The sequence below is a fragment of the Paraburkholderia sp. CNPSo 3076 genome, assembly GCF_026343935.1.
Classification (GTDB): domain Bacteria; phylum Pseudomonadota; class Gammaproteobacteria; order Burkholderiales; family Burkholderiaceae; genus Paraburkholderia; species Paraburkholderia nodosa.
This window is the reverse complement of record NZ_JAPMAL010000033.1, coordinates 42,771-55,649: the sequence shown is the minus strand read 5'-3', so window position 1 is coordinate 55,649 and position 12,879 is coordinate 42,771. Positions and strand designations below refer to the sequence as shown.

Genomic DNA, 12,879 nt, shown 5'->3' with positions numbered 1-12,879 from the left:
ACGTCGCAAGAGAGCGTGAAAGAAATGAAAGCATTCGATTTCGATTTGTTTGTGATAGGTGCCGGCTCCGGCGGTGTACGAGCGGCGAGAATTGCAGCCGGGCACGGTGCGCGAGTTGCGATTGCCGAAGAGAGCCGTTTCGGCGGTACCTGTGTGATCCGAGGCTGTGTGCCGAAGAAGCTGCTCATGTACACATCGCAACTCGGCCGCAATTTCGCGGAAGCGGCCGGTTTTGGCTGGCGCGCAGATAGCGTGCTACATGACTGGAGCGCGATGATGGCGGCCAAGAATGCCGAAATCGTTCGTCTCGAGAACGTGTATGCACAGCTTCTCGCTGACGCCGGCGTGACCCGGTTTCGGGACCGCGCCACTATCGCGGGGTTGCATCTCGTGGAGCTGGGAGGCAAACGCATATCGGCCAAAGTGATCTTGATTGCAACGGGGGCAAAGGCGGTCAAGCCTGATGTTCCCGGCGCGGATCTCATGATCACGTCGGACGACATATTCGAAATGGCCTCCATGCCACGCCGGATCGCAATCGTTGGGGCGGGGTATATCGCTTGCGAATTCGCGGGCATCTTCAGTGGGCTTGGCAGTCGTGTCACGCAACTGTACAGAGGCGAGCAGGTCCTGCGCGGCTTCGACGGCGAAGTGCGAGAGCACCTTGGCAAAGAGTTGGTGAAGAGCGGTATCGACTTGAAGCTCGGCACCGATGTCGTATCGGTCGCGCGCGCCGGAACTGCACTGCGCGTGGAGTTGGCCAACGGAGAAGTGCTCGAAGTCGATGCCGTGCTCGCTGCAACGGGGCGGCGGCCGAACACGAGGCACCTGGGTCTCGAGGCCGCGGAGGTCGAGCTGACAGAAGGTGGGGCCGTGAAGGTCGACGAATATTCGCAGACGACGCGGCCTGGCATGTACGCCGTCGGCGACGTGACCGATCGGCTCAATCTCACTCCTGTGGCCATTCACGAAGGCCATGCATTTGCGGACACGGTGTTTGGCAGCACGCCTCGCACGACCACGTACGATTACGTGCCTTTCGCCGTGTTTAGCCAGCCTCAGGTGGCGGCCGTCGGCTTGACCGAAGAACAGGCGCGTGGGCGCTTCGGCAACGTAAAGATATTTGCAACACAGTTCAAGCCGATGCGCACGGCGATGACACGCGGCAGCGATTCTGCATTGGTCAAGCTGGTCGTCGATGCGGAAACCGACAAGGTGGTCGGCGCGCACATCGTTGCGGCGGACGCGGCGGAAGTCATTCAAGCTATTGCGATTGCAATGAGCGCGGGCGCGACGAAGCGTGACTTCGACACGACGATCGGCGTACACCCGACGCTCGCGGAAGAATTGGTCACGTTGCGCACGCCGCGTTGAAGACGTCAAACGCTTTCACGGAACTCCAGCAGTATCCTTGCGTCGCTTCGCTGCGGAAACATTGGCGAGTTTTTTGCTTCGGGCTCGTATCAGTTCGGTCAGGATTTGCGCTTCCGGCGACAACGGGGTTCCCGCCATTGTTATGAGCGCCAGCCGGACCGGACGAAGGCGGTCCTCGATTGGCAACGCAACGATCCGATCGCCCAGATGTTCATACAGCGGGGCCACCAGCACTGCGAGGAGGTCGCTCTCGGCGATGCTCGCCTGAACGCCGGTGATCGCATCGCAATGCATGTCGACACGGGGGGCAGGCAGCCCATGTTCGAGGAAGATCTCCTCGACGGTCGAGCGATTCCTGCTTGTGGCCGCACCTACGATCCAAGATTGCTCGGATAGGTCGGAAAGGTGCCGAGAGCCGGCTTTGGGGTGCCCCTTTCGCGCTACCACTCGCATGGGATAGGTGATCAGTTCTTCGAAATGAAATGCCCGTGTATCCCTGTTGCCAGACGGAATCTGGGCAAGGATAAATTCAACACCCCCGTCCCGAAGAAGGGGAGTCAGATCGTGGAATTGCCCCTCGATAATGCTCAGACGAACGTCGCTCACCCTGCGCTGCAGTGAAGTCCAAAGCGGTGCGACGAGTTCGACGGCGGCGAGAGGCGAAGCGCCAATGGTAATGGACGCAGTTGAGCGACTGGTGATTCGTGCCATGTCCGCCTCTGCGCGGCGGACGTGATTGGCGATTGCGCGCGCATGGTGCAGCAATGTGCGACCGGCGGCGGTCAATGTTGTCCCGCGCGCAGTACGGTTGACCAGCGTCGCGCCAACATCGTGCTCAAGTTCAGCGATTCGGGCGCTCAAGGCGGGCTGCGTGAGACCCAATGATCGCGCAGCACCGCGAATACTCCCTTCATCGACGAGCGCAATCAGAGCGCTCAGCTGGTGGATTTTCATGACAGTAGGCAGGGACAAGATCTTTATCACTGGTGAGCCACACTGTACATCATCCCGGAAGGCGCGCGAGCCTGTTCTCGCAGGAAAAGGGGGCGAAGCGAATGGCCAGTGTGCAAGATTTTGTTTATCGCAATTCGGTGATTCTGTCTGGTGGGGGCCGTTAGTGCGAGATACATTTTCACCACACTAGGCTCACCGCAGCCGGGGAGACACGGACGCCGCGCGCGTCCACGGAAGTCACAAAATATATCGGAGATATGCATGGATATGGATGGATCGACCATCGAGGCCAGTGGGCTGCTCGACAAACACAAGCCAAGCCGCTTCCAGATCGTCGCGCTGACTTTGTGTGCCCTTTGCGTCTTGATGGATGGATTCGACGTGCAGGTCATCGGCTATGTGGCTCCGCCCATCATTCATGACTGGCGGTTGGCGAAAGCCGATGTCGGTGTGGTTTTCAGTGCCGGCCTGCTCGGTCTCGTGATCGGAACGTTCGGGCTATCGATGCTTGCGGACCGGATGGGCCGCCGCCCGCTATTGATCGCTACGACGTTGTTGCTCGGTATCTTCTCGATCTTCACAGCGCTGGCGGGCTCCTTGCCGGAACTGACCGTATTGCGTCTGCTGAGCGGACTCGCGCTTGGCTCGATAATGCCCAACGCGATGGCGCTTGCCGGGGAGTACAGTCCGCCGCGGCACCGGGTCTCGGCGATGATGGTGGTGTCGCTCGGATTCACCGTCGGGGCCGCGCTGGCGGGTTTTCTGTGCGCGTTACTGATGCCGCAATTCGGCTGGCGCGGCGTGTTCATCATCGGCGGTATCGTTCCGCTGGTGAATGTGGTCCTCATGGCGAGGTATCTGCCGGAATCGATCCAGTTTCTGCTTGCCCGCAACCGAACCCGTGCGGCAAGCAAGTGGATCGAGCGTGTAGGGCAACCGATGCCGGTTCACGAGACAAGCACTGCACCGCAGACCGCTGCGGAGCAATGGGTGCGGTTGTCATGGGCCGGTTGATCGATCGCCGAGGTTTTCGCGCAATACTTGGACCAGCCTTCGTGATTTCGGCGCTCTGTCTTGCCTCATTCGGCATTCGAAGTGCCGGCATGCCAGTCATATTCGCGGCGATATTCGTCATCGGCTTTTGCATTATTGGAGGACAGTCGGGCTTGAATGCCATGGCCGCCGCATATTATCCAGCTCACGTACGTGCGACTGGCATCGGATGGTGTCTCGGCGTTGGACGACTTGTAGCGGTACTAGCGCCGCTCCTCACTACAATGGCGTTACGCGATGGGTTGACGTCGCGCACCATCTTCATGGTGAGCGGTGTTGTTCCACTCCTCTGTGCGGCGGTGATTGCGACGTTGAGAATCAATTTGACGTTCTCGAAACCGTGACGTATCCCCGGTAGACGCCTTTAAAACAATATTTCTCTGGATGTAACGATCAGGACGAAAGTCTTGAGGGGAGCGCTCGTCTTTGGGCGCGACCTCAACGACGATGTGCTGAGGCGTGGTCGCTTTCTGCAAACAAAAAAAATATCTCCAGCAATTGAGTTGGCCGATAGGGCCATCAATGACTGGGAATGTAGTCCAGGAGACGCAATGAAACTGAAGTGGAGTGCCTCGGCCGTGCTCGCGATCATGTCGGGCGCGGCGCACGCGCAATCATCGGTGACGTTATACGGCGCCATCGATACGGGTCTGTTCTATCAGAGCACGTCGGCCGCTTCGTACGCGACGAACGCGAAGAACCAGGGCCACATCTACACCGTGAAGGACGCCGGCCTCTATGGGAGCTACTGGGGCATCAAGGGGACCGAGGACCTCGGCGGCGGCTACAAGGCCAATTTCAGGCTGCAAGGCATATTCAATAGCGGAAGCGGAAAATTAGGCCTCGGGGACACGACGGGGGCCGCCACCCTCTTCAACATGCAGTCGACGGTTGGCGTGTCGGGGCCGTTCGGTTCGATCGACCTGGGGCGGCAGTTTACGCCAATGATCTATGCAATGGCCGATACCGACGTCCGCGCTGCCGAGTACTTCGGCAGCATCTACGTGGCGTGGCTCGGCATGAACACGGCGGCGCACTGGACCGGTACCAACACGAATCTGCCGATCGGCGGCCTGTTCGACAGCTATGCGATCGTCTACCAGTCGCCGAAGTTCTATGGCACCTCGTTCGCGCTGGAATACGCACCGGGGGGCGTGCCTGGGCAGATCCAGGGCGGCTCGCGTGAATCCGCGGTGCTCAGGTATTCGAACTATGGTCTGAACCTCGCGGCGATGTACTACAACGCACACGATACGAACCTGGCGGCCGCGACGCCCACTGGCCTCGACAACAACCGTCTTTACTACCTCGGCGCGAAGTACACGTTCCACGGACTGTCCGTATCGGCCGGCTATGGGATCGGCGAGAATCCGTCGGACCGGGGCGCGACGAACATCGAGCTCATCTCAGGCGGGCTCGGCTATCAGTTCAGTCCTTTCTTCACGCTGACTTCGGGCTTCTATTATCTGAGGGATCGCAACGAACCAGCGAATCATTCGAGCGAATACGCGCTAGGGGCGGAGTGCAGCGTATCGAAGCGCACCGTTCTTTACGCACAGATGGGCTATGTCGCTAACCACGGGACGATGAACTCCCCCATCACCTTTGGCCAGCCTGTTGCACCCGGTGTCGCCACGACGGCGGCGATGCTCGGCATTCGCCACAGCTTCTAACCGGTCCCGCACTCGCGCCGCGGATCGTCTGCGCCGCGGTGGCTCGGGCGACAACGATGGATCTAAGGCAACTGCGCTACTTCAAGGTGCTCGCTGCACACCAGCATTTCGGTCGTGCGGCGGCGGTGCTGCATATCGCGCAGCCCGCACTGAGCCGGCAGATTCGATTGCTCGAATCGGAGCTGGGCGTGCGGCTTGTCGAGCGGCATTCGCGTGGGGCGTCACTGACGCCTGAAGGCGAACTGCTGCTCGATCGCGCGTATTTCCTGCTGCGCTACGTCGACCAGATCAAGGTCGACATCATTGACCTGCATGGCCGGCCACGCGGGCCGGTCGTGCTGGGTCTGCCGCCTGCCCTAGCAAGTGTGCTGGTGCTGCCGCTGATGCGTGTGTTGCGTGAGCGATATCCAGAGATCCAGTTGCGTGTCGTTGAGAACTTCACTCCGGCGCTTGGCGACGCGCTCGAACAGGGGACCGTCGATGTCGCCGTGTTAAGCGGGCCGATCGTTGCGTCACCGCTGACTCACACCGAATATCTGCTGACCGAACGGATTTGCGCGATCGGTCTTGCGAGCGATGCCCGTCTCGAGGGCGACTCGCTGCCGATTGCAACGTTGCGGCACGTGCCGCTTATTCTGACCGGCGTACAGAATTCCGGCATTCGCCTGGCGCTCGAACGGGCCATCGCCAAGGCGAACGTCGAACTCGACACGGTAATCGAAGTCGAGTCTGTGACGGTCGCGGTCCAGCTCGTGCGGGCTGGCATCGGGTGGACGATCCACTTCCCGGCACCCGTCCAAAGTGAGATCGAAAGCGAGCTATTACGAGCGGTGCCGATCGACGGCATCACGCTTGAACGCTACCTGGCGCGTTCAGTCGTGCGGCCGCGATCTGCCGCGACTGCCGCGATGACGGCGCTCGTACTCGAAACAGCTCGTTCGCTGATACTCGGCGGCCAATGGCTGATGGCTGAAGCCAGAAGCCCAGAGCCGGCGCACGACCTTGATCCGGCACTGCGACGGCAGCCTTGATTGCCGAGGTCGCGATGCCGGAAAGTTATGGAGGTGAGAAAAAAATGGTGTTGGATTCAGTCGGACGGATTCCTTAGCATTTAGGTACGGACTCAGCTGTCCGTCGGAAAATTTCCGCCTGACTATTCATCAAGGAGATTCAAATGGACATCACACCCGAGCAGATGGAAGCGACCCGCGTTGCCCGTTGGGGGAAGGTCGAACCCTACGGCGAGACTTTCATTGAAAGCCGGCTGCCGGGCTTCACCAAACGCCTGTACAAGATCATCAATCGCGGCGTTCTGGAGAACAAGGGCGTACAGCCCGCCATTCAAGGCGAACACCGGTTTGGCGTTACGTTGATTGAGGTGCCGGTCGGGCAGGGCGCGAACTTGCACTCGCACAGGACCGAGGAGGTGTTCTTTCCGCTGAACGGCAAAATGATCGTAATTTGGGGCGACAAAGGCGAGCATCAACTCGAGTTGAATCAGTGGGACTGCATCTCTATGCCAGTCGGTGTCATGCGTGGGTTTCGCAACCCGAATGACCATGATCTGGTGGTCTATTCGGTCGTCGGTGGCCGTGACTCGGAGGTCGGTCGAATCCAGTGGCATGACGACGTGCTCAAAGCGGCTGATGGTACTGGCCTCGCGTATGATGAAACTGGCTATCTCAAGAACGAGCAATAGTCAGGAGCTCGCGAGAGTGAGGTAAGCGAGCAGGCGTATCGGCTTTCGAAGATCGCACGCTCTCTTGGAAGCTCGGCTCGCGACGAAGTCGCCGAGGAGGCTTGTGCGCGGCGGTTCGTGGCCGATCACTACCTCCAATATGGACATTCGCGTGCTTAGACGGCGCGAGTCTGGGGCAAAGTTCTTACACGGATTCGTGACGGCGGGTGATTGAACTCCGTCCGATAGAGCCGACCCGATGAGCGCTCTATTCGTGATCAAGCCGTGGTAAGTCCGCAAGCCTTCGGCCCGCATCGGAATCAGTGATCACCATTTCGATGCCTTCGCGTCCGGCCACATCGACGACGCGGCGGACTTCTGGACCTGCGACGCGCTGCCCATCCAGCGGAAAGACTGTTACGACGGTGTCACCCTTCGCCAGTGCGTCTACCACTTCGATTACAGGCGATGCGTGCGGAGCGACCTCAAATTGGTCTCCACTCACGGACACCTGTCCCCAAAGCACGTGTGTGACCGTTTCCGAATTCCCGTCCATCCGAACCGCCGTTATAGCGTGCACAGCCGGTTCGAGCGATGGTATCCGACGCTCGCGGTCAACAAGCACGCTCACAATATCGCGGCATAGTGCCCCCGCTGTGGCGCGGTCTCCGAGTTCTCAGACCGTGACGCCTTCGACAAGCGCATGCAGCGTACCGACTACGACTACTACACGACTTCCGAAGCCGGGCTCAAGACGATCGCGGAAAACTACGTGGGTTTGCCGTACGAACCCGTTGAATGAAGCAAGAGTGATGTTCGATTGATTCGCACTCGCTCGCACCTTACTGGCTGGAGGGCGCCGGGTTCACAACCATCCGGCGCTCACCCTGCTTTGATAGGGAGGTTTGCGCATCGTCGCCCGTCTAGATCCGGTCGATGCGCAAACCCTGTTGCGTGGGAGATAGATGCGCGCTCAAGCTTCTGAGCCATCTCGCCCCGTGGCGCCTGTCCATTCTCTACCTTGCCGCTCCCTGCTTCGCTTAACCGCTTGTCTGGCGACGGATTCCATTTCGATCGAACTCAGCGATTCGACGACAGTTCGCGCGTAGGCATGGTGCCTGTCCGTAAGCGGTGCCGCGAGGTCTCTCGCATCCATGTACCGCAACAGCGCAATCTTCTTGTGTCCACAACGAATGCTATGGTCGTACAACACCAGCGCCGCCATTGCGTCGCGCTTGTGCACGACGTTCTCAACCAGCATTCGTGTGTCTGATCGTTTCATTTGGGACATTACGGCGCCTCGAAGAAGCGCGATGATACCGGCGCGACTGGACCGTCGCTCGAATTCCGCTGTCTCGTAGTGTCAGTTGAGGTGCTGGATATGGCAACTTCATTCTAGTAATACCTCCAGGGGGTAGGTGGCCGCAGCAGAGGCCAGGCGCCACGGCAGGACAGGGGAGCCTGCACCTGCCGCATCGTTGAGACGCGATCGGGTGACTGCGACCGCCTGCGGCCCTGTCAAGAAAGTTATCCCTGGACTACCTCGTACTGGGCATTGATATCGCCTTGAATCTCCACGATCCTCTTTCTGACGTCAGTGGGTCAATGTGGAGACGCCGCAATGAGTTCCTTTGCCAACGAAAGTCACCTCCGCCGAACTCCCGTAGTGCCGGATCCGAACGGCACCGAGCATTGGTTCGTCACGTCACACGCGCCTGTGGAAGATTGCGCGAATGCCTTCACTGCGTTTGCGGATCTTTCGCGGATCGAAGTATGGACGGTAGACGCACTGATGGCGCAGGCCGGCGCCGGCGGGGTGCACGCATTGCCCACTGCCATTGCCCGTTGGTTCCCGGAGGAAGCTGATCTCTTCTGGGCGCTCGAACATTCGATGCACAGGGTGCATGCCGGTCTGCGAATCTACGCAGTTGGCGCGGGTCAGTTCACCCACTCGGTCCGGCAATTGGCTGGCCGGATCGGGATCGCACCCGGGTTGGTCAGGATTTCACACCGCGGAGCAGATTGAATCCGTTGCCAGGGTGATGATCGAGTGGTGGCAAGCGGCTGACTCCCGGCTCAAGCTGATCAGGTATGAGGAATGGGAATGGACCCTGTCTATACCGTACTGCTAATCGACGATCATGCGCTCTTTCGCAAGAGTGTCGCGCAGCTCATTCAGATGGATCAGGCGTTTCGAGTGGTCGGGGAAGCTTCGTCCGGCCGTGCAGGCGTTGAACTCGCGGTTCAGCTCAAGCCCGATCTCGTCCTGGTCGATCTGAACATGCCGGATATGAGTGGCATCGAAACGCTCGAATCGCTTAGGCAACATGGCGTACAAGCCCGCTTGCTGATTCTGACCGTATCGGACAACGAGCGCGACGTCGTCGCCGCTTTCCGTGCTGGTGCGAGCGGGTATCTACTGAAAGACATGGAGCCGGAAGAACTGTGCCTTAGCCTTCAGAAAGCGCTGCAGGGCGCGTCCGTGCTCAGCGAAGCGGTCACGGGCAAGCTGTTTGATGCCTTGTCCGCCAGACAGCCTCCTCACGTCAACGGGACAGGACTTTCTCCACGCGAGTACGAAGTCCTGCAATATCTGGTGGAGGGGCTATGCAACAAGGAAATCGCGCGCAAGCTCGATATCAGCGTGGGAACCGTCAAGGTGCACGTCAAGCACCTGTTGCACAAGCTCGATCTGCATTCGAGGGTGGAGGCCGTCGTCTGGCATCAGGAGCACCATGCGCGCCGCGCTCTGACCCGTGGCTGACATCGCACGTCGGTAGCCGGACTGAAAGAACTCGTCCTTCGTTCGCCAGCCACTGGTACTATGCGCAATGCGGGCCATTGCGCATGGGTCCCCGCATCCGGTTGCCGGGTTGCCGGGTTGCCGGGTGGTCGGGTGGTCGGGTTGTCGGGTTGTCGATAGTCACGTGTAGAGCTGAGCGATGAAAAGCGAAAAAGATACCGAGTTGTTGGCTCGTGAGTCTGATGAAAGTGGCGACGGGAGGTCGATCGAGGCATTCCTCGGCAAGGTCGTCAAGGAGCACCGGACGAATCAGGGACTGACGATTGCTGACCTCGCAGACCAAAGCGGTCTATCGCGCAGCATGGTGTCGAAGATCGAGAATGGGCAGGTGTCGACCAGCCTGGACTCGATCGTGAGCCTTGCGCGCGCGCTGGGCATATCGATTTCCGCGCTATTCAAGAACTTCGAGCATCGCCAGGGGAATGCGCAGCACGTGAAGTCGGGTACGGGAATGGAGGTCGTGCGGCGCGGTACCACCAAAGGGCACACGTATCATCTTCTCGCCTATGACCAGGGGCCCGTCAAGCTGTTCGAACCGTTCCTCATCACGCTGGACGACGAAGCCGAGGTATTCCCGACGTTCGAGCACCCCGGCACCGAGTTCATCTATATGCTGCAGGGAAAGATGGAATATCGCCATGGCAATCGCAGTTATCTGCTGCAGCCCGGCGACGCGCTGACCTTTCAAGGGTCGGTTGCGCATGGTCCCGAGCGACTCATCAAATTGCCCATCCGCTTCATTACCGTCATCATGTACGGTCACTCGCCCGACGTGAGTGAATAGCACCTTTCACCTTCCATCTGCCATCACGGCCTTCCACGAGCTGGCGCGCCGGCGGGGCAACTGCCTTTCGCGCGTCACGGCCTCAACTAGCGCGCTCATCGCACCCACACCATTCAAAACGCAAGCGCATCGTCCGATGCGCATCGCGGGGATAGCTGCGCCCATCATTCCCAGTGGGCATTGCAGAGCATTTTTGGGGTAGATGGCGAGCGATTTTCTGGGTGGTGGGACTACATGCATCGCGATACTCCCCCATGGGTAGAAAAGTCGTACGGGTGTTTCCTGAGAGGAAAAAAAGTTGATTAGCGTTGACGGTGGCGTTTTAACTGGCTACTGTTGTGCTCAACGACTCCCCACTCCGGTTCGATGCGCACCATGTCCTCCACCATGCACCGCTTCACGCTGACCCTCTCGTGTCCCGACCGCATCGGGATCGTTTCTGCTGTAAGCACGTTCCTTGCCGAACATCACGCGTGGATCACCGAGGCCACGCATCACGCTGACGAGATCGAGAAGCGCTTTTTCATGCGTCATGAAATTGCAGCGGAGTCGCTGCCATTCGGCATCAATGCGTTTCGCGAGCGCTTTGCCCGCATCGCCCGCGAGTATTCGATGGACTGGAAGATCTCCGACAACTCGGTCAAGAAGCGGGTCGTGATACTCGTATCGAAGCTCGAGCACTGTCTCTACGATTTGCTCGCACGCTGGAAGGCGGGTGAGCTGGACATCGAAATTCCGTGCGTGATCTCGAATCACGAGACGTGGCGCAGCTTCGTCGAGTGGCACGGCATTCCGTTCCACTACGTGCCCGTCACACCCGACAACAAGGCAAAGGCGTACGAAGAAGTCCAGCGCCTGTTCGACGATGCGCGCGCCGACACGATGGTGCTCGCACGCTACATGCAGGTTCTGTCTCCGACCCTGTGCTCCGCTTATCCGGGGCGAATCATCAACATCCATCACTCGTTTCTGCCGAGCTTCGTGGGCGCCAAGCCTTATCACCAGGCATTTGGGCGCGGCGTGAAGCTCACCGGCGCGACCTGTCACTACGTGACGGAAGAACTGGACCAGGGGCCGATCATCGAGCAGGACGTGATTCGCGTGCGTCACTCGGACCGTCCAGACGATCTCGTGAGGCTTGGCCGCGATATCGAAAAGGCAGTGCTGGCGCGAGGGTTGCGATATCACCTCGAGGATCGCGTGCTGATCCACGGCAACAAGACCATCGTCCTGCGGTAGTTGCGCGGTCATCTTTGCTTGGTCCAGGTCGCAGAGCCGCCCCTAGCGGGGCAACACAAAGGAGTGTGTGTTATGCCATGGCGTCTTGTCCGCTTCGCTCTCTCGAAGAAGCACCCCGAACCGAGGATGTTCACCCGACACGACACCTTGCGTCCTTCGTACGACGTGGTGATCATCGGTGCTGGAGGCCACGGTCTTGCGTCGGCGTACTACCTTGCGAAGGAGCACGGCATTACGAACGTGGCAGTGCTGGAAAAGGGATATATCGGTGGAGGTAATACCGGGCGTAATACCACGATCATCCGCTCGAATTACCTGACGCCCGAAGGCGTGAAGTTCTACGACGAGTCCGTGAAACTGTGGCAGGACCTGTCTCAGGACTTCGACCTCAATCTGTTCTATTCGACGCGCGGTCACTACACGCTCGCCCATACGGATTCCGCGATGCGCACGATGCGCTGGCGCGCGGAAGTCAACAAGCACTACGGGGTGGATTCGGAAGTCGTCGGGCCGAACGAAATCAAAAAAGCCGCCCCGATGATCGATCTCTCATGCGGGGGCGTTGCGCCGATCATGGGGGCGCTGTATCACGCGCCAGGCGCCGTCGCGCGGCACGATGCCGTGGCCTGGGGCTACGGGCGCGGGGCGGATCAGCGAGGCGTGGAGATTCATCAGCAAACCGAGGTGCTCGGCATCGACGTGGTGGGGGGCAAGGTCAAAGGCGTGAAGACCTCGCGCGGCTACATCTCCACGAACAAGGTGCTGTGCGCCGTAGCGGGCTCCACGCCGCGCGTGACGGACATGGTGGGTGTGCGCACGCCGATCTTCATCCACCCGCTTCAGGCGATGGTGAGCGAGCCGCTCAAGCCCTGGCTCGATCCGATCCTCGTGTCCGGCAGCCTGCATGTCTACATCAGCCAGTCGGCGCGCGGCGAGCTTGTGATGGGTGCGTCGCTCGATCCGTACGAGCTGCATTCGACCCGCTCCACGCTCGATTTCGTCGAAGGCCTCACGGCCCACATGCTCGAAATGTTCCCGTTCCTCTCGCAGGCGAAGGTGATGCGGCAATGGGCAGGGATGGCCGACATGACGCCGGACTTCGCGCCCATCATGGGCAAGACGCCCGTCGAGGGCTTCTACCTCGATGCGGGCTGGGGCACCTGGGGCTTCAAGGCCACGCCCGTATGCGGCAAGACGATGTCGTACACGGTGGCGAACGACACGACCCATCCGCTGATCGAGGGTTTCTCGCTTGACCGGTTCCGCCGCTTCTCGCTGACGGGCGAAAAGGGTGCGGCATCCGTTGGCCACTGACCTGGAG

General features: G+C 59.8%; 12 protein-coding genes. 11 read left to right on the top strand and 1 reads right to left on the bottom strand.

The window, feature by feature from the left end; genetic code table 11:
- The first annotated feature begins 24 nt into the window (after positions 1 to 24).
- On the top strand, positions 25 to 1,374 hold the full coding sequence (gene gorA, locus M3A49_RS32320; protein ID WP_266232600.1) for a glutathione-disulfide reductase: 1,350 nt from the start codon (positions 25 to 27) through the stop codon (positions 1,372 to 1,374).
- Positions 1,375 to 1,389: 15 nt separating this feature from the next.
- Here the strand turns inward: gorA and M3A49_RS32315 are convergent, their stop codons facing one another.
- On the bottom strand, positions 1,390 to 2,328 hold the full coding sequence (locus tag M3A49_RS32315; protein WP_266232599.1) for a LysR family transcriptional regulator: 939 nt from the start codon (positions 2,326 to 2,328) through the stop codon (positions 1,390 to 1,392).
- A gap of 261 nt (positions 2,329 to 2,589) precedes the next feature.
- On the opposite strand from M3A49_RS32315, the gene M3A49_RS32310 reads away from it, so the two are divergent.
- The 10 genes from M3A49_RS32310 to M3A49_RS32270 all read left to right on the top strand — a co-directional run bounded on the left by M3A49_RS32310 (position 2,590) and on the right by M3A49_RS32270 (position 12,872).
- A complete protein-coding gene (locus M3A49_RS32310; RefSeq protein WP_266232598.1) occupies positions 2,590 to 3,342 on the top strand; it encodes an MFS transporter in 753 nt (250 codons plus the stop codon).
- A complete protein-coding gene (locus M3A49_RS42790) occupies positions 3,315 to 3,725 on the top strand; it encodes an MFS transporter (RefSeq protein ID WP_416339053.1) in 411 nt (136 codons plus the stop codon). The genes M3A49_RS32310 and M3A49_RS42790 overlap by 28 nt, the downstream gene beginning before the upstream one ends.
- Positions 3,726 to 3,932: 207 nt before the next feature.
- Positions 3,933 to 5,054, top strand: coding sequence for a porin (locus M3A49_RS32305; protein ID WP_266232597.1), 1,122 nt, complete (start codon positions 3,933 to 3,935; stop codon positions 5,052 to 5,054).
- A gap of 56 nt (positions 5,055 to 5,110) precedes the next feature.
- Positions 5,111 to 6,085, top strand: coding sequence for a LysR family transcriptional regulator (locus M3A49_RS32300; RefSeq protein ID WP_266232596.1), 975 nt, complete (start codon positions 5,111 to 5,113; stop codon positions 6,083 to 6,085).
- 143 nt (positions 6,086 to 6,228) lie between these two features.
- On the top strand, positions 6,229 to 6,753 hold the full coding sequence (locus tag M3A49_RS32295; RefSeq protein WP_266232595.1) for a cupin domain-containing protein: 525 nt from the start codon (positions 6,229 to 6,231) through the stop codon (positions 6,751 to 6,753).
- A 1,600-nt stretch (positions 6,754 to 8,353) separates the two neighbouring features.
- Positions 8,354 to 8,758 (top strand): hypothetical protein, encoded by a 405-nt coding sequence (locus M3A49_RS32290; RefSeq protein WP_266232594.1) that lies wholly within the window; start codon positions 8,354 to 8,356, stop codon positions 8,756 to 8,758.
- Positions 8,759 to 8,836: 78 nt separating this feature from the next.
- Complete coding sequence (narL, locus tag M3A49_RS32285) at positions 8,837 to 9,496, top strand: two-component system response regulator NarL (protein ID WP_266232593.1); 660 nt, start codon at positions 8,837 to 8,839, stop codon at positions 9,494 to 9,496.
- A gap of 178 nt (positions 9,497 to 9,674) precedes the next feature.
- Complete coding sequence (locus M3A49_RS32280; RefSeq protein ID WP_266232592.1) at positions 9,675 to 10,319, top strand: helix-turn-helix domain-containing protein; 645 nt, start codon at positions 9,675 to 9,677, stop codon at positions 10,317 to 10,319.
- Positions 10,320 to 10,706: 387 nt separating this feature from the next.
- Complete coding sequence (purU, locus tag M3A49_RS32275; protein WP_416339059.1) at positions 10,707 to 11,558, top strand: formyltetrahydrofolate deformylase; 852 nt, start codon at positions 10,707 to 10,709, stop codon at positions 11,556 to 11,558.
- A gap of 126 nt (positions 11,559 to 11,684) precedes the next feature.
- Entirely contained in the window at positions 11,685 to 12,872 is a 1,188-nt protein-coding gene (locus tag M3A49_RS32270) for an FAD-dependent oxidoreductase (protein ID WP_266232590.1), read from the top strand.
- The last annotated feature ends 7 nt before the right edge of the window (positions 12,873 to 12,879 follow it).